Genomic DNA, 15,593 nt, shown 5'->3' with positions numbered 1-15,593 from the left:
AACGCTACCCTACCCGGGTGGCCTCCCATAGACGGTTTGCCGAGGAGAACCCCATGGAACACATTACCCACCCGTTCAGTGAGCTGTTTGAACAACTGGGGCTGGACGCCAGCCACCAGGGTATAGAGCATTTTCTGGCGGCCCACCGCCTGCCTCCCGAGGTGGAACTGGTGGATGCCCCCTTCTGGAACAAGGCCCAATCCACCTTCCTGAAGGAAGGGCTACAGAGCGACTCGGACTGGGCGGAAGTCATCGATCAGCTGAACGCCAGCCTGAGATAACCCTTAAACGGAGCCAAGATGTCCAGTCAGGAAATCATCAACGCCATTCACAGCCTGGTGCGTGAAGGCAAGAGCATCACCACCGCCGCGGTCAAGGCCAGGGTCGGTGGCCAGGTCAGCATGCCCCAATTGTTGCAGTTGATCAGCCGCTACAAGCAGTCGCCGGGCAGCCTGCCTCCGGCCTCCGATATCCCCGCCGCTCCTGCGACGGAGTCCCGGCCCGACCTGGCCGAGCGTGTCCGGGAGCTGGAGGAGCGCCTGGCCCGGATCGAGCGGCTGTTGGAGCAACAGCGCTGATGTGGGTGTGCGAACTCAGTTTCGACTGCTATCAGGATATCGAGCTGGTCGAGGCCGAGCCGGCGGTGCGCCAGCTGCTGGATGCCCTGCGCTACAACGGCCAGATCCTGGGGCGGGAGTTTCCCACCAGCATCCACCAGGGCTGGCTCGGCTGCCGGGTGGTCTGCCCGGAGCAGGACAGCCTGCACCCGCGCCATTACAGCCGCCAGGTGGAGCTGGCCATCGGCCGGCTGCACCAGGTCGGGCTGACCAGCCCCCGGGTGCAGTGCCGCGGTCAGGATCTCAATTCGGACAGCACTGACCCTTGCGAAACCCGCGGCTGGCAACTGCTCTACACCAGCTACCTGCACAGCTGCTCGCCCCTGCGCTGCGGCGAGCACTTCGCCCCCGTGCCCCTGTACCGGATACCGCCGGTGGCCAACGGCGACTTCAAGCAGGTGCTGAAATGGCAGGAAGACTGGGAAGCCTGCGATCAGCTGCAGATGAATGGCTCCATCCTGGAGCACGGCGCCGTGCTCGAGCTCGCACAGCCGGACAGTCGCCTGGCCCGGCGCGGCCGGGATCTGGCCAAGCGCATCGAGTACCTGACCGGGATACCGACCTTCTACTACCTGTACCGGGTGGGCGGCGACTGCCTGACCGCCGAGCGGGAGCGTCCCTGCCCCGGCTGTGGCGGCGACTGGCGGCTGGCGGAGCCGGTGCACGATATCTTCGACTTCAAATGCGACGATTGCCGGCTGGTGTCCAACCTGTCCTGGGACTTCAAGGATTGAGTCCTTGGTACGGCTCCACCCGCTGCAAAAAAATGGCCAGGTTCGGCGCCAATACCCCGATACGGCCCTTGCCCAGGCGCTCCAGCAGCACCTCGCCGCTGTCGTTGTCCAACGTCACCAGGCGTTGCTCGTCCCGGCAACTGGCCAGAAACCAGCTGGCCGGCAGGCCCAGCTTTCTCAGCATCAACTGGTGGCCTATCTGGTTCTGCTGCAGCCGTTCGAAGTCGTCCTGGTTCCAGGGTTGCAGCAGGGTGAGGAAGAGCCCCTTGAAGCACACCGGCAGGTTGCCGGCGAAATAGTGACCGAAAAAGGCGCCGAGGGCGGGATGCACCGGCATCGCCAGGGCGGTGGCCAGGTTGTCGAAGCAGCCCGGTTCGGAACGGGGCACGGGTCGCCAGGCTACCCGGCCCTCGATGGCCGGCGGCAGCTCCGCCGGCGACGGATAGGCGGGATCATGCTCCACCAGGGGGAGGCCGCCGTGCCGGCGCATCCGCTCGAACAAGGCGGCCAATGCCACCACTACTTGATCTTGCATGCCAAAGTCCCACAATAAGGCCAGAAAGCCGCATTTTATCAACCGGAATCCGAAATGACACCCGAGCAGAAGTACCAGAACAGCCAGGCGCTGGACGCCCTCCCCCTCGGCAAACAGAGCAGCTATGTGTGCGAATACGACCCCGGCCAGCTGCAGCCCGTGCCCCGCAGCCTGAACCGGGACGATCTCGGCCTCGAGGCCGGCGCCCTGCCCTTCGGCGGCGAGGATCTGTGGAACCTGTACGAGCTGTCCTGGCTCAATCCCAGGGGCAAGCCGGTGGTGGCCATGGGCGAGGTGCACATACCGGCCACCAGCATCAATTTGATCGAGTCCAAATCGTTCAAGCTCTACCTGAACAGTTTCAACCAGAGCCGCTTCGACAGCCTGGAAGAGGTCGCCGACCTCCTCACCCGGGATCTGTCCCTCTGTGCCCAGGGCCAGGTCAGGGTCAGGCTGTATGAGCTGGCCGCCGCGCCGGCCCAGTTCGGGGTGCTGCCCGGCGACTGCATCGACGATCTCGACATCGAGATAGACCGCTACCAGCCCGACGAATCCCTGCTCGCCGACGCCATCGAGCGGGAAGAAGTGCAGGAAACCCTGCACTCCCACCTGCTCAAGTCCAACTGCCTGGTGACCGGGCAGCCGGACTGGGGCAGCGTGATGATCCGCTACCAGGGTCCCCGCATCCGGCGGGACGCGCTGCTGCGCTATCTGGTGTCCTTCCGCCAGCACAACGAGTTCCACGAACAGTGCGTCGAGCGCATCTTCATGGATCTGATGCACCACTGCCGGCCCCGGGAGCTGACGGTCTACGCCCGCTACACCCGCCGTGGCGGCCTGGACATCAATCCCTACCGCAGCAACGTGGCCGGCAAGGCCGCCAATGTCCGCCTGCTGCGCCAGTAAGCGCCCGGGCGGCGGCGCGATGCCGGCCGGATCGCGCCCCGGGCTGGACTCCCTCCGGCCGGCTCCGTAAACTGCCTTGTTATCCGTGTTGTTTCGGTACTCTTTATCGTGATCTTTTCTGTCGCCGTCCTGGTATCGCATCTGGCGGGTGCGCCGCCGCTGTCGCCATACCAACCCGAGCCCACCGAGCTGCAGCGGGCGCGACAGCTCATGTTGAGCCGGCCCAACGAATGCGTGGCGCTCACCAACCACTTCCTGCAACGCAAGGAAGCCGATCCGGCGCAGATGATCAACTCGCGCCAGGACTTCGATCATCAGGAGTTGGCCCGACTCTACCGCACCCGGGAGCAAAGCCTGGCCGCCTGGCAGATCCAGGCCTTGTGCCAGGCCAACGACGGGTTGTTGCTGCCCGCCGACGCCAGCATCAACCAGGCCATCGAGCTGGCCAAACGCTATCGCCAGCCCGAGCAGCAGGCCACCGGCCTGATGCTCAAGGCCAAGCTGTCCCTGGCCCGGCAGCAGCCCGAACAAGCCCAGACGCAGCTGGAGCAAGCCGCCGCCCTGCTCGGTCCCGAAGCCGCCACTTCCCTTGGAGACGTCCTGCAACTGCTGCAGGCCGGCACCCTGCTCCACCTGCACCGTTTCGACGACGCCCGCCAGGCCTTCGAACAGATCCGCCGACAGGCCCTGCAGCAGGGCGATGTCCTGCAGCAAGCCTGGGCCAACTACCTGCTGGGCGAATACTATCAGCGGCTGCAGCAGACCGAACTGGCCCTGGCCCATTACGTGGAAACCCTGGACTTACTGAGCAAGCGCCGCCAGTACTACCTCAAGGCGATGGCGGCGGACAGGGCGGCCAGCCTGGCCGCCGCCCTGGGGGAGGCGGACAAGGCGATCCATTATGCCAGCCTGGCCACCACCGAGTTTGAGCTGCTGGGCAATCCGCCCCTGCTGATCGGCTCCCTGCTCAACCTGGGCCGGGTCACCCGCGCCGGTAATGACGCCAACCTGGCGCTGGTGTACTTCTTCAACGCCCTTGACCTGGTCAAACTCCAGGGCGATCCCGAACTGATGGCCCGGCTGTACCTGGAAATCGGCCACGCCTACCTGCTGCTGAAATCCTTCGACGAGGCCCGCCATTATCTCGGCCTGGCCCGCGCCGGTTTCGAGCGCAGCCAGGACATTCCCCGCCAGACCGACACCCTGCTACAACTGGGGCGACTGCACCTGGAACAGCAGGAAACCGGCCTGGCCCTGCTGCAGCTGGAACGGGCCAAACAACTGGCCGAGCAACGGGATGACGTGCCCCGGCTCATCGAGATCCACCACCAGCTGGCGCAGTTGTTCGAAAACAGCGGCAACATGAGCCAGGCCCTGGTCCACCAGAAGGCCTTCCACGCCTATTTCGAACGGGCGAGTCAACTCAACCGGCTGCTCACTCAGAGCCTGGTGCAGGGCAACGACCTGCAGCTGCAGCAGGAGCGGGAGCTGACCGAGCTGCGCCGGCAAAACGAGGGCCTGCAGCAGGATCGGCAACGCTTTGCACTGCTGGCGACCAGCCTGAGTCTGATCGCGCCCCTGTTGCTCTACGGCATGGTCCGCAACCATATCCGCGGCCGCCGGCTACAACACGACAACAAGGAGCTGCACCGGCTCTTGCTGCTCGAGCCGAGAACCAATCTGCCCAACTGGCGCCAACTGATGCAGCGGCTGCCCCAGGAGATGGCCAAACGCCAGCAGCGTTCCGAACAGTGGTATCTGAACGAAGCCGAAGTCCAGCCCTTCAACGACAAGATCTACTACTTCCTGCTCCATGTCCCCTTCATGGTCGACCTGAGCGAGCGGGTGGGCCTGGAGCATGCGGCCGGCATCCAGAAGAAACTGGGCGACTATCTGCAGGGGCGAATTCATCCCAAGGCCCGGCTCTACGATCTGCGGGAAGGCCAGTTTATCTATGTCATCTCCCAGCGCCAGGTGGTCGACCTAAAGCAGACCCTATTGAGTCTTGAGCGAATGTTTGCAGAATTTCCCTGTCAATTTGAACTTGATCGACGCCTGGCCATCGGTATCATCGGACACCCGTTCCTGCCCAAAGCCCCGCACGCCCTGGACGACATGCGGCTGGGCGATATCCTGTATCTGGCCATGGCCGCCGCCCTCCAACTGGCGGAGCGCACCGGTGAGTTGGCCTGGGTAGAGCTGTTGGCGGTCGACTGCCAACAGGCGGCGTTTTTTAACGGCGAAATCCGCCACTGCTGCATACAGGCTATCCAGAAGGGCTTGGTCAAGGTCAACAGCTCTCATAAAAAACAACAGATTGACTGGCACGCCTTGGCTCCCGAGCCGGCAGCCCCGATATAATGTCACAGACCCGCCTGCGCTAGGGTGTAAGGGTGAACAATGGACAATCTCAACGATAAACAGATGTTAATGGAACTGACATCGGTTATTGATAACCTGGGCAAGGTCCTGAGCGGACTGCAGCAACAGGCAGACCTGCTCGCCCCCGCCGTTCAGCAAGGAGCAGAGGCGGACACCAGCCACCGCCTGGTGGGACAGTGGCAAAAGCTGTTTGCAGGCCAGTCCAAACCGTCACTCCCAAGCGACGCGATTCCCGAGCTGTGCAGACTGACGACCGACTTTGAACGTCAGCTTTCCCGTCTGCGCCACGGCGGTAACCAGTGGCACCGGCTGCAGCAACTGAATGGACAAAGGGTACGTCTCGCGGCACGGGAGCTACAGCAGTCGCCGTTGGCGCTGCCGCAGCTAGACACCCTGCTGGCCGAGCTCGGGCAACTGGACGGCACCCACCAAGGGCACCTCTGGCAATTGTTGGACTGCTACAAGAAGGCCCTCGACCAATATGCCGAGCAGGATAAAAATACCCAGGCCCATCACCATGAGCTCTGTTCAAGACTGCAACAGCTGATCGATGAACTGCATTTTTCCGGTGATATCGGTGCCGCCCTGGCCAAAATACAGAGCCACCTGCTGCAGCAGGTGGATCGGACGTCCTTGCCATCGCTCTGCCTTCGCCTGATTGAACTCACCATAGAGGGATGTCGGCAGGAAAGACAGAACTCGACCCTCTTTCTCGCCAAGCTCAATACCAACCTGGGAGAAATGCACCACAATTTCGCCATTTCCCTGAGTGAGGGGCAGGCCCTGTTCGATGCCCGCACCCACCACGGTCATCATATCGCCGGCGAGCTCAGGGCCATCGGCGAGCACCTGGTCAGCCAGGACAACGAACAGCTGAAAGGGGAAATCGAGCTGCGGATGCGCAGCATCAGCCATGTGTTGGTCCAGCACGAGCGGCTGCAGGAGCGGGAGCAATCCTTGCTCAACCGGATGAACGCCATGGAAAAACAGATCCATGAGCTCAAGAGTGAAGCGGAAGACTTCAAGCAGCGGCTCAGCGTCCAGAATGAAAAGCTGTTTATCGACAACCTGACCCAGATCTACAACAGGGCGGCCATGGATGAACGGCTGGAGGTGGAATACCGCCGCTGGCAGCGCTACCGGGAGCCGCTGTGCATCGCCCTGCTGGATATCGATTATTTCAAGGAGATCAACGATAAGTACGGACACTTGGCAGGAGACAAGGCACTGCGTCTGATCGCCAGAACCATTCAGAAATCGCTGCGTCAGACGGACTTCGTGGCCCGTTTCGGGGGCGAGGAATTCGTGCTGTTGCTGCCCAATGTCAATCCAGAAAAGATAAGCAAGCCCCTGGAAAAACTGCGAGAACAGATAAGAAATATTCCGTTCCGCTTCAAAGAAGAGCGCGTTACCATCACCGCCTCCATCGGCGCCACCCTGTTCAAAAGAGGTGACAACACCACTTCAGCCCTGGAGCGCGCCGATCAGGCCCTGTATCGAGCCAAGCATGCGGGACGCAATCAGACCGTCATGGCCTGATGCCATCAATACTTTCACGGGAGTGTCCATGATTACCCATATCAATCCGGTTGGCAGCATGAACCTGCTGTCACAAGTCGAGGTCGATCGCCTCAAGCAGTCCGCCTCCGGCGATCTGTACCAGCTATTCCGCAACTGTGCCTTGGCGGTGCTCAACTCCGGCAGCAAAACCGACAGCTCCAAGGAGATACTGGAACGTTACAAGTCCTTTGATATCAATGTGATACGTCGTGAGCGCGGGGTCAAACTGGAACTGTTCAACCCACCGGAACATGCCTTTGTCGATGGCGAAATCATTCGCGGCATCCAGGATCACCTGTTTTCGGTGCTGCGGGACATCATCTACGTCAACAGCCAACTGCAGAGCGTCAAGCAGTTCAACCTGACCTCTTCCCTGCATATCACCGATCTGGTGTTTTCCATACTGCGCAACGCCAAGGCCGTCATTCCGGGCGCCGATCCCAGCCTGGCCGTCTGCTGGGGGGGGCACTCCATCAACCCGGTGGAATACCAGTATACCCGTGAGGTCGGCAACGAACTGGGCCTGCGGGAAATGAACATCTGTACCGGCTGCGGCCCCGGCGCCATGGAAGGGCCGATGAAGGGCGCCGCCGTGGGGCACGCCAAGCAACGGGTGAATGGCAGCCGCTATGTCGGCCTGACCGAACCCTCGATCATCGCCGCCGAGCCACCCAACCCCATCGTCAACGAGCTGGTGATACTGCCGGATATCGAGAAGCGCCTGGAAGCCTTCGTGCGTCTGGCCCACGGTATCATCATCTTCCCCGGTGGCGTCGGCACCGCCGAGGAGATCCTCTATATCCTCGGCATCATGATGCACCCGGAAAACCGCCACCAGCCCATGCCCATCATCCTGACCGGGCCCAAGGAAAGCGCCAGCTATTTCCGCAGCCTGGACGAGTTTATCGGCAACACCTTAGGATCCGAGGCGCAGTCCCTGTACCAGATCATCATCGATGATCCGGCCGAGGTGGCCCGCCGGGTCAAGAGTGCCATGCCGCTGGTACGGGATTACCGCAAGGCGGTGGGCGACGCCTACTCCTTCAACTGGTCGCTGAAGATAGAGCCGGAGTTCCAGCTCCCCTTCGTCCCGGACCACGACAGCATGGCCAACCTCAACCTGCACTGGGAGCAGGCTCCCCAGCAATTGGCGGCCAACCTGCGCCGGGCCTTCTCCGGCATAGTGGCGGGCAACGTCAAGGAAGGCGGCATCCGCGCCATCGAGAAGAAAGGGCCCTTCCTGATTAACGGCGAACCCAAGTTGATGAAGATGATGGACAAGCTGCTGCAGCAGTTCGTGGAGCAACAGCGGATGAAATTGCCCGGCTCGGCCTATGTGCCCTGCTACCGCATCAACCGCTGAGCCGGGAGCGGCATGCAGCTACTGATCCTCGACGCCCTCAACCTGATCCGTCGGCTCTACGCGGTACAAGAGAGCCGGCAACAGGACGAGGCCGCCACCCTGGCGGCGACCGAGGCGGCCCTCGGCCATGCCGCCGGCCGCCTGCTCGAACGCTTCGCACCCAGCCATGTGGTGGCGGTATTCGACGGCGCCCCGCAAGGGTTCCGTCACCGGCTCTACCCCGGCTACAAGGCCGGCCGGGCCCCCATGCCCGCGCCGCTCGCCGCTCACCTCGACCGGCTGCAGCAGGTGCTGTGGCAGCTCGGTATCGATGCCTTGCTGTCGGATACAGACGAAGCCGACGATCTGGTGGCCACCCTGGCCAGTACCCTGGCCCGGCGCGGTTTGGCGACCACCATCGTCTCCACCGATCGGGGCTTCTGCCAGTTGCTCGGCCCCCATACCCGGCTGTGGGATCATTTCAGCCAGCGCTGGCTGGACGAAGCCCATGTGCAGCAGCACTACGGCCTGCAGCCGGTCCAGTTGGTGGATTACTGGGCCCTGACCGGAGTATCCGGCAGCCAGATCAAGGGCGTGCCGGGAATAGGCCCCAAACGAGCCAGGTCTTTATTGCAACAATTCGACAACCTGGACCGGCTGCTGGCCTGTGAGCCGGTCGGCAAGGAACAACAAGCCGTACATCACCATAAGCACGACGCCTTGCTGGCCAGGCAGCTGGTCAGGCTGGTGGATGATATCGAACTTGGCTTCAACCTCAAGGAGCTGCGATACCGGCCTTCAACTAAAGGGCCATAGGCAAAATGCGCTAAAAATGTTATAAAAGCCGCGCAAAACAACTTCCCCTACCTCTGTAACTGATAACGGAAAAGCTGCCCATGAGTAAACGCAGTATTACCGTGATCCCGGGTGACGGCATAGGCCCCAGCATTATCGATGCCGCCCTGCAGATCCTGGATCACGCTGGTTGTGACTTTCACTACGACTACGCCGACGCCGGCCTGATGGCCCTGGAAAAACACGGCGAACTTCTCCCCCAAACCACCCTCGACCTGATTGCCAAGAACAAGATCACCCTGAAAGGCCCCCTCACTACCCCGGTGGGCGGCGGCTTCACCTCCATCAACGTCTCGCTGCGCAAGCTGTTCAACCTGTACGCCAACGTCCGTCCCGTGGTGTCCTTCGAAGGTACCAAGAGCCGGTTCGAGAACATCGACATCATCACCATCCGCGAGAACACCGAAGGCATGTATTCGGGCGCCGGCCAGAAGCGCGCCGACGACAATGCCAGCGCCGAGGCGATGAGCATCATCACCCGCGAAGGCGCCGAGCGCATCGTGGTGTTCGCCTATGAGCTGGCCCGCAACGAAGGCCGCAAGAAGGTGACCATAGTGCACAAGGCCAACATCCTGAAGTCCACCTCCGGCCTGTTCCTGGAGGTGGCCCGGGAGGTCGCCAAGCGTTATCCGGATATCGAAACCAACGAGATGATAGTGGATGCCGCCTGCATGAACCTGGTGATGTACCCCGAGCGCTTCGACGTTCTCGTTACCACCAACCTGTTCGGCGACATCCTCTCGGATCTCTGTGCCGGCCTGGTGGGTGGGCTGGGCATGGCACCCGGCGCCAACATCGGCAAGGAAGTGGCGATTTTCGAGGCGGTACACGGCTCGGCGCCGGACATCGCCGGCCAGAACATCGCCAATCCCTGTTCGGTGATCCTGGCCTCCATCCAGATGCTGGAGCACCTGGGCATGCAGGACAAGGCCCGCCAGATCCGCGAGGCGGTGCGCAAGACCATCGCCGAGGGCAAGACGGTCACCCGGGATCTGGGTGGCAGCGCCAGCACCACCGAGTTTACCCAGGCGATTATCGCCAACCTCTAACCCCGGGAGGGAGCCGCCGGCTCCCTCTTGCTTTTCGGTGATCCCCGGCCGGAACCTCGCTGCTATAGTTAGCTATAACGGACGAGCGAGGCGACGAACATGGACAGTCGGCGAGTGATTATCTTGGTGCTCCTGCCACTGTCGCTGCAGGCGGCGGGCCAGGAACTGCGCTTTACCATAGACCCCCAACAACTGATCAGCGATATTCCCAAGCGTTACGGCCTGGATATCGAGTTGCAAGAAAATACCGACGGAAGAAGAAACCGGTTTGCCGCCGCTCCCCGGTTGCAACTGACACCGGAAAGCTCGGTCAGCCTGTCGCTCAAGGATTACAGGCCCAACCTGAACCTGGACGGCGATGGCTATAGAACTTCACTCAGGCTCAGGGGCGACGGCGTCAAACTCCGTATCAGACCGAAGGATCCCCGCAACCGACTGGAAGTGGATATCAAGGTGACCGATGACGAGTCCAGCCTAGACCTTAGGTACAAGTTTTGACACCTTGCGCGGCTGGAACACGTGCACGGTGATCTCTTCCCGGTCATGATAGAGCTGCTTGGCCTGCACCTGAAAGCCGCCCAGTTCGTCGAGCTTCTCTTGTAGTTGCTGCAGGTTATAAACCGCCTCGGCATAGCGTTTCTTCATCGGCAACTTGAGGTTGAAGATCGCTTCCTGGCAGTCTTCACTCACCAGCCAGTCCGCCATCAGCGCCACCACCCGGGCCGGCTTCTCCACCATGTCGCACACCAGCCAGTAGACGTTCTTGCGCACCGGCCGCCACTTGAAGCCGTCTTCCCGGTAGTGCTTGACCTGGCCGGTGTCCATCAGGCCCTGGTTCATGGGACCATTGTCCACCGCCGCCACCATCATACCCCGCGCCACCAGTTGATAGGTCCAGCCGCCGGGTGCCGCCCCCAGATCCACCGCCCTCAGGCCGGAGGTCAGCCGGGTCTCCCACTCTTCCCGCGGGATAAACACATGGAAAGCCTCCTCCAGCTTGAGGCTGGAGCGACTGGGCGCATCGGCGGGGAAACGCAGCCGGGGAATCCCCATGTGGAAGGGCGAGTGATTGTAGGAATAGGAGTAGCCCAGCATCAGCCGGTTGTTGGCGGTAAAAAACAGGTGCAGCGTGGGCCTGTTGCGGGCCTCGGCCCGGGTCAGCACGCCCTTGCCGCGCAGCGCCTGGCGCACCGGCACGGTAAACTTGCGACAGAAGCGGGACAGCTCCTTGCCCTCGTTGGTATCCGGGGTCTCCACCCGGATATCGCCACACAGGGGCATGCCTTCCGCCGCCGCCACTATGGGACCGACCCTGTCTTCCTGGGACAGGTCCTGCAGTTCGGCCCAGACCACCAGCATCTGGCGGGCGAAGATCAACTCCCGGAACGGCAGCTTGCGCGCCAGCAGATCACCGTCTTCCGGCTGGAAGCATTCGTACACCACAAAGCCGCTGTCGTCCTTGGCACGGGCAAAACCGGGGCAGCCCATGGCCGCCGCCCTGTCCTGAATTTCCGCCGCCGCCTCTTTTTCGAACCCGGGACGGCAATATATCAATAATTGTTTCATTCAGACCTCAACCAGGCACGACCGGCCAGCAACAGGCTCAGCCAACCAGCCATAAAACCGACGCCCCCCAGGGGGGGCAGCCAACCGATACCCTTGGTGCCGAACAACACCAAGGCATAAATACTGCCACTGAACAGCAACACGCCCAGGGCGAAGAAAGCGGCGGCCAGGTGCAGCAAGGGCTGCGGCCGCCAGCGCAGCGCCAGGGTCACCAGCAGCAGCGCCAGGGCGTGATGGAACTGGTACTGCACCGCGGTGTTGAAGGCGGAGACCAGATGGCCGGCGACACCGCTCGCCGCCAACCCATGGGCGCCGTAGGCGCCGAGGGCGGTGGCACTCAGGCCGAGCCCGGCCGCCAGATAGAACCAGAGTTTAACGAGCAAGAATAAACCTCCTCATCCCGGCCACTATCGTCGCCAGGTTATGTTCCAGGCTGGTGCCCGAGGACTTGCGCGGGCAAAAGCCATGATCGCCGTCCTTGATCCAGAGTGTCTCCACCCCCTCGGCCAGATCGTAACCGGCCACCGCCTCCCGGTTGCCGAACGTATCCCGCTCCCCTTGCACCAGCAGGGTCGGGGTCGCGATGCTGGCCAGGTGTTGACCGCGAAAGCGGTCCGGCTTGCCCGGGGGATGGAAGGGAAAGCCCAACAGGATCAGTCCCCGGGGCGAGAGTTCGTCGGCCACCAGCGAGGCCATGCGCCCGCCCATCGACTTGCCCGCCAGGAACAGCCGGGGATGGGCGAATTCCGCCGCCAGCTCCCGCCAGCAGGCCAGCAGCACCGGCTCCCTGTCCGGCGGTCGGCGTCGTCCGTCGGCCCGGGTTTTCTGCATATAGGGAAACTCGAAGCGGACCACCTGGATCTGCTCGTCGGCCAGGCCTTCGGCCAGGGTCTCCAGCACCTCGTGCGTCATGCCGGCGCCGGCGCCATGGGCCAGCAGCACCCGGTGGGCGGCGTGATCCGGGCCATTCTTCAACACCTTGCTCATCCGTTCAGGGCCTTCTGTTTTTCTTCCTTGGTCACCAGCGCCAGCATCCATTCGCGGAAGGCGGCGATTTTGCCCAGCGCCGCCTGAGACTCATGGCACACCAGGTAATAGGCATTCTTGGACATCAGTACCTGCTCGAAGGGACACACCAGCCTACCGGCATCGATCTCCGGCTGGGTCAGCACGCTGTGTCCCAGCGCCACCCCCTGGCCGTGGATGGCGGCCTGGATCACCATGGAGGAGTGACTGAAGATGGGCCCCTGATTGACATTGGCCGCCTGAATATCGAGCTGCTTGAACCAGGCTTTCCAGTCCCGTCGCGAGGTATCGTGCAGCAGGGTATGGCGGGTCAGATCCTCCGGGCTCTTCAAGGGCTTGGTACCCATCAGCAGCATGGGCGAACACACCGGGATCAGATACTCGGTATGCAGTTTGTCGGCCCGCAGCCCCGGCCAGTTGCCCTTGCCGTAGTAGATGGCCACGTCCACGTCGTCGGTGAGCGAACCCTCGTCCAGATCCACCGCCTTGATGCGCACGTCTATGTCTGGGTGTACCTCGCTGAAGCGCACCAGCCTGGGCACCAGCCACTGGATGGCAAAGCTGGGCTGCAAGCTGACGGTGAGCGCGCCCTTGGCACTGCGCGCCAGCAGCCGCTCGGTGGCATCGGAGATGGCGGAGAAGATGTCCTTGATTTCCAGAAAGTAGCTCTGCCCCTCCTCGGTCAACAGCAGGGAGCGGTTGCGCCGCCGAAATAATTTAATGCCCAGGTATTCCTCCAGCCCCTTGATCTGGTGGCTGATCGCCGCCTGGGTCACGAACAGCTCTTCCGCCGCCCGGGTAAAACTCAGGTTGCGGGCGGCGGCTTCGAACGCCTTGAGCGCGTTGAGCGGGGGCAGTCGCCGGGACATCGATACCTCGATAAGTTTTTTTAATGGCGGGGATTATAGGTGGCCGCCGCACGACAAGCCAGCACCGCCGCCACAAAGCCGGGAATAGTTGTCGCCGACCTCCTGCTCCCGTTAGGATATTCAATTCGTGCCCGCGCCTCTGCTACACTGGACGGGTCCTTACCTCATCTTCGATTACGCCGAAAGACCCAGGATCCCATGATAGATCTGCTTCCCGTATCCCTGCTCGACTGGCTGATGTTCGCCCTGGTGGCGCTGCTGGTATTACTGATCTCATTCAGCCTGCTGCGCCGACTGTGGCGAGGCAGCGCCAAACACCCCTACCGGCAGAAGCTGCTGTTCAGCGCCGAGTCCGCCGCCGCCCTGCGGCTGCTGGAAAGCGCATTGGGCCGTGAACTCAGGGTGTTCCCTTGCGTATGCATGAGCGAAGTACTCGAACTCAGCCCCGACCTCAAGAAAGCCCACCGGGAGCAGGCCTGGCACGCCCTGTTCGGCGAAACGCTGGATTTCGTACTCTGTTCACCCAAGGATCTCAAGGTGCGGGGCGCCGTGATGCTGGTGGACGACAGCCTGAGCAAGACCGACGGCCGCCAGCGCCAGCGACTGTTGCAGAACATCAGCGATGCCGGCCTGCCCCTGGTCCACCTCTCGCCCAAGGACTGGCCGGGCGCGGAGGAGCTGCGCGAGGAAATCCTGGCTCTGATCAGCAATCGACCGCTCGATCTGCCCATCCCGGGCCGGGGCCGGGTGGAACCGGTGATCCGGCTGTCCGACCAGGATTTGCCGGAAGACAACGACGAGCCCCGTTTCCGGCTGTGAAATAAGACGGGCGGGCGCCGGGGTCTTCTAAGACATATTCCCACAGGAAGGAACCGACATCATGACCAGAGCGGGCCTGTTCGTCCTTACCCTGCTGCTTTTCGGCTGCTCCAGTGACGGCTGGCAGTCCGCCAGCCGAGCCCCGGCCGGCATAGCCCCGGATCCGGCCAGCACCCCCGAAGCCGTGATCCAGGTTTATGGCGCCGACGCCTGGGGCTGGCGCGGCTGGTTTGCGGTGCACACCTGGATCGCGGTCAAGCCGAGCCGGGCCGAGCAGTATACCGTTTATGAAGTCATCGGCTGGCGGGTGCGCCGCGGCCTGCCGGCGCTGCGGGTGGCCCGGGATCACCCCGACCGCCATTGGTTCGGCGCCGAACCGACCATACTGCTCGACCGGCGCGGCCCGGGAGTGGACGAGTTGATCGCCCGGATCGACAGGGCGGCGCAGGCCTACCCCTGGAAGGACCGGTACCGGCTGTTCCCCGGCCCCAACAGCAACACCTTTCCGGCCTGGATCGCCCGCCAGGTGCCCGAGCTGGGCCTGAAGCTGCCGCTGCGCGCCATCGGCAGCGGCTGGGCCCGGTATACGCCGGACTAGCGCCAGATCGCCCTCAGCGGCGTGTCGGCGCCGTAGTGGTGGGCGATCTGCGCCTGCAGCAGCTCGGCGGTGGCCAGGGCGTCGGTCAGGGCGTGGTGGGGATGGTAATGGGGCAGGTGATAACGGCCGCGGCTGTCGGCCAGGCGGATGGACACCGGCCTTTGCCCCCGCAGCCGGGCCCAGAGCCCGAGCGGTTTGCGCCGGTGCAGGCGCGCCTCCAGCTCCATGGTGTCCACCACCGGGAAGCGGATGCCCTCGTTCAGCCGGGCCCGCAGCGCCCTGTCCAGGAAACCCCGCTCGATGGCCCTGTGATGCACCACCACCACCCGCCCGGCCATCGCCGTCAGCAGCTCATCCAGCACCAGCAGCAGGTCCGGCGCCGCCTGCACCGCCGAGTGGGTAATACCGTGGATCACCACCGATTCCTGCGCCAGCGGCTTATGGGGGTTGAGGATCCAGTGGGCCGACTCCCGCACCCGGATACGCTTCAGATCGAAGGGCACCAGGCCGATGCTGACGATGGCGTCCCGGCGGGGATCCAGGCCGGTGGTTTCGAAGTCCAGGGCCACGAAGGGCACCTCGCCCAAGGGCCTGTCTCCCTCGACCGCGCCGGCCCGGTAGTAGCGTTGCAGCCGGTAATCCCGGGCGGAGCGGGCCAGCTGGCCGAACAGCTCGGGCCATTCCGGGGTGGGCGCGGCCGCGGGCGGGCGCAGGGGGCGCAGATAGAACATGGCC

Annotated in this window: 18 protein-coding genes; 12 read left to right on the top strand and 6 right to left on the bottom strand. The window is 63.0% G+C overall.

Translation table 11 applies throughout. The annotated features are described in order from the left end of the window. Positions 1-53: 53 nt before the first annotated feature. Genes ACT7DK_RS05860 through ACT7DK_RS05850 form a run of 3 tightly spaced genes read left to right on the top strand, consistent with a single transcriptional unit; the run spans position 54 to position 1,351 of the window. Positions 54-281 carry a DUF2789 domain-containing protein gene (locus ACT7DK_RS05860; RefSeq protein WP_445397250.1) on the top strand — a complete coding sequence of 76 codons (228 nt, stop codon included), beginning with the start codon at positions 54-56 and terminating at the stop codon, positions 279-281. An 18-nt stretch (positions 282-299) separates the two neighbouring features. After that, on the top strand, positions 300-578 hold the full coding sequence (locus ACT7DK_RS05855) for a DNA-binding protein (RefSeq protein WP_445397248.1): 279 nt from the start codon (positions 300-302) through the stop codon (positions 576-578). Further along, positions 578-1,351 (top strand): Zn-ribbon-containing protein, encoded by a 774-nt coding sequence (locus ACT7DK_RS05850; RefSeq protein ID WP_445397246.1) that lies wholly within the window; start codon positions 578-580, stop codon positions 1,349-1,351. Before ACT7DK_RS05855 ends, ACT7DK_RS05850 begins: the two co-directional genes overlap by 1 nt. Here the strand turns inward: ACT7DK_RS05850 and ACT7DK_RS05845 are convergent. Beyond that, positions 1,341-1,886: a SecY-interacting protein Syd gene (locus ACT7DK_RS05845; RefSeq protein ID WP_445397244.1), complete on the bottom strand. Its 546-nt coding sequence runs from the start codon at positions 1,884-1,886 to the stop codon at positions 1,341-1,343. The two genes, ACT7DK_RS05850 and ACT7DK_RS05845, sit on opposite strands and share 11 nt — an antisense overlap. A 54-nt stretch (positions 1,887-1,940) precedes the next feature. On the opposite strand from ACT7DK_RS05845, the gene queF reads away from it, so the two are divergent. From queF to ACT7DK_RS05810, 7 genes are all read left to right on the top strand, one after another. Beyond that, positions 1,941-2,792, top strand: coding sequence for an NADPH-dependent 7-cyano-7-deazaguanine reductase QueF (gene queF, locus ACT7DK_RS05840; protein ID WP_445397242.1), 852 nt, complete (start codon positions 1,941-1,943; stop codon positions 2,790-2,792). Between the two features lie 108 nt (positions 2,793-2,900). Further along, the gene (locus ACT7DK_RS05835; protein WP_445397240.1) at positions 2,901-5,153 is read left to right on the top strand and encodes a tetratricopeptide repeat protein; all 2,253 of its coding nucleotides are present in this window, start codon (positions 2,901-2,903) and stop codon (positions 5,151-5,153) included. A 69-nt stretch (positions 5,154-5,222) separates the two neighbouring features. Continuing rightward, complete coding sequence (locus ACT7DK_RS05830; protein ID WP_445397238.1) at positions 5,223-6,713, top strand: diguanylate cyclase; 1,491 nt, start codon at positions 5,223-5,225, stop codon at positions 6,711-6,713. 28 nt (positions 6,714-6,741) lie between these two features. Further along, positions 6,742-8,097: a nucleotide 5'-monophosphate nucleosidase PpnN gene (gene ppnN, locus ACT7DK_RS05825; protein ID WP_445397236.1), complete on the top strand. Its 1,356-nt coding sequence runs from the start codon at positions 6,742-6,744 to the stop codon at positions 8,095-8,097. A gap of 12 nt (positions 8,098-8,109) precedes the next feature. After that, positions 8,110-8,892: a flap endonuclease Xni gene (gene xni, locus ACT7DK_RS05820; protein WP_445397234.1), complete on the top strand. Its 783-nt coding sequence runs from the start codon at positions 8,110-8,112 to the stop codon at positions 8,890-8,892. 80 nt (positions 8,893-8,972) lie between these two features. Then, positions 8,973-9,980 carry an isocitrate dehydrogenase gene (locus ACT7DK_RS05815; protein WP_445397232.1) on the top strand — a complete coding sequence of 336 codons (1,008 nt, stop codon included), beginning with the start codon at positions 8,973-8,975 and terminating at the stop codon, positions 9,978-9,980. A gap of 114 nt (positions 9,981-10,094) precedes the next feature. Continuing rightward, the gene (locus ACT7DK_RS05810; RefSeq protein WP_445397230.1) at positions 10,095-10,478 is read left to right on the top strand and encodes a hypothetical protein; all 384 of its coding nucleotides are present in this window, start codon (positions 10,095-10,097) and stop codon (positions 10,476-10,478) included. On the opposite strand, the gene rlmM is transcribed toward ACT7DK_RS05810, so the two are convergent. Genes rlmM through ACT7DK_RS05790 form a run of 4 tightly spaced genes read right to left on the bottom strand, consistent with a single transcriptional unit; the run spans position 10,455 to position 13,441 of the window. Next, positions 10,455-11,546, bottom strand: a complete 1,092-nt coding sequence (gene rlmM / locus ACT7DK_RS05805; protein ID WP_445397228.1) for a 23S rRNA (cytidine(2498)-2'-O)-methyltransferase RlmM — start codon at positions 11,544-11,546, stop codon at positions 10,455-10,457. The genes ACT7DK_RS05810 and rlmM overlap by 24 nt on opposite strands. Then, a complete protein-coding gene (locus ACT7DK_RS05800; RefSeq protein ID WP_445397226.1) occupies positions 11,543-11,929 on the bottom strand; it encodes a DUF423 domain-containing protein in 387 nt (128 codons plus the stop codon). The genes rlmM and ACT7DK_RS05800 overlap by 4 nt, the downstream gene beginning before the upstream one ends. Continuing rightward, positions 11,919-12,533 carry an alpha/beta family hydrolase gene (locus tag ACT7DK_RS05795; RefSeq protein ID WP_445397225.1) on the bottom strand — a complete coding sequence of 205 codons (615 nt, stop codon included), beginning with the start codon at positions 12,531-12,533 and terminating at the stop codon, positions 11,919-11,921. Before ACT7DK_RS05795 ends, ACT7DK_RS05800 begins: the two co-directional genes overlap by 11 nt. After that, positions 12,530-13,441 (bottom strand): transcriptional regulator GcvA, encoded by a 912-nt coding sequence (locus ACT7DK_RS05790; RefSeq protein ID WP_445397223.1) that lies wholly within the window; start codon positions 13,439-13,441, stop codon positions 12,530-12,532. The genes ACT7DK_RS05795 and ACT7DK_RS05790 overlap by 4 nt, the downstream gene beginning before the upstream one ends. A 198-nt stretch (positions 13,442-13,639) precedes the next feature. Between ACT7DK_RS05790 and ACT7DK_RS05785 the strand changes: the two genes are divergently transcribed. Continuing rightward, positions 13,640-14,260, top strand: a complete 621-nt coding sequence (locus ACT7DK_RS05785) for a DUF2726 domain-containing protein (protein WP_445397221.1) — start codon at positions 13,640-13,642, stop codon at positions 14,258-14,260. A gap of 61 nt (positions 14,261-14,321) precedes the next feature. Beyond that, positions 14,322-14,858 carry a DUF3750 domain-containing protein gene (locus tag ACT7DK_RS05780; RefSeq protein ID WP_445397219.1) on the top strand — a complete coding sequence of 179 codons (537 nt, stop codon included), beginning with the start codon at positions 14,322-14,324 and terminating at the stop codon, positions 14,856-14,858. Here the strand turns inward: ACT7DK_RS05780 and ACT7DK_RS05775 are convergent. Then, a complete protein-coding gene (locus tag ACT7DK_RS05775; RefSeq protein ID WP_445397217.1) occupies positions 14,855-15,589 on the bottom strand; it encodes a 3'-5' exonuclease in 735 nt (244 codons plus the stop codon). The genes ACT7DK_RS05780 and ACT7DK_RS05775 overlap by 4 nt on opposite strands. Between the last annotated feature and the right edge of the window lie 4 nt (positions 15,590-15,593).

This window comes from Zobellella sp. An-6 (assembly GCF_052487945.1).
The sequence above is the reverse complement of the archived record's forward strand: the minus strand, read 5'-3'. Positions and strand labels throughout refer to the sequence as shown.

Excerpts from the sequence above, each read along its gene's own strand:
- ACT7DK_RS05860 (WP_445397250.1), top strand. The coding sequence starts at position 54 with ATGGAACACATTACCCACCCGTTCAGTGAGCTGTTTGAACAACTGGGG.
- ACT7DK_RS05855 (WP_445397248.1), top strand. The coding sequence starts at position 300 with ATGTCCAGTCAGGAAATCATCAACGCCATTCACAGCCTGGTGCGTGAA.
- ACT7DK_RS05850 (WP_445397246.1), top strand. The coding sequence starts at position 578 with ATGTGGGTGTGCGAACTCAGTTTCGACTGCTATCAGGATATCGAGCTG.
- ACT7DK_RS05845 (WP_445397244.1), bottom strand. The coding sequence starts at position 1,886 with ATGCAAGATCAAGTAGTGGTGGCATTGGCCGCCTTGTTCGAGCGGATG.
- queF (WP_445397242.1), top strand. The coding sequence starts at position 1,941 with ATGACACCCGAGCAGAAGTACCAGAACAGCCAGGCGCTGGACGCCCTC.
- ACT7DK_RS05830 (WP_445397238.1), top strand. The coding sequence starts at position 5,223 with ATGGAACTGACATCGGTTATTGATAACCTGGGCAAGGTCCTGAGCGGA.
- ppnN (WP_445397236.1), top strand. The coding sequence starts at position 6,742 with ATGATTACCCATATCAATCCGGTTGGCAGCATGAACCTGCTGTCACAA.
- xni (WP_445397234.1), top strand. The coding sequence starts at position 8,110 with ATGCAGCTACTGATCCTCGACGCCCTCAACCTGATCCGTCGGCTCTAC.
- ACT7DK_RS05815 (WP_445397232.1), top strand. The coding sequence starts at position 8,973 with ATGAGTAAACGCAGTATTACCGTGATCCCGGGTGACGGCATAGGCCCC.
- rlmM (WP_445397228.1), bottom strand. The coding sequence starts at position 11,546 with ATGAAACAATTATTGATATATTGCCGTCCCGGGTTCGAAAAAGAGGCG.
- ACT7DK_RS05795 (WP_445397225.1), bottom strand. The coding sequence starts at position 12,533 with ATGAGCAAGGTGTTGAAGAATGGCCCGGATCACGCCGCCCACCGGGTG.
- ACT7DK_RS05790 (WP_445397223.1), bottom strand. The coding sequence starts at position 13,441 with ATGTCCCGGCGACTGCCCCCGCTCAACGCGCTCAAGGCGTTCGAAGCC.
- ACT7DK_RS05785 (WP_445397221.1), top strand. The coding sequence starts at position 13,640 with ATGATAGATCTGCTTCCCGTATCCCTGCTCGACTGGCTGATGTTCGCC.
- ACT7DK_RS05780 (WP_445397219.1), top strand. The coding sequence starts at position 14,322 with ATGACCAGAGCGGGCCTGTTCGTCCTTACCCTGCTGCTTTTCGGCTGC.
- ACT7DK_RS05775 (WP_445397217.1), bottom strand. The coding sequence starts at position 15,589 with ATGTTCTATCTGCGCCCCCTGCGCCCGCCCGCGGCCGCGCCCACCCCG.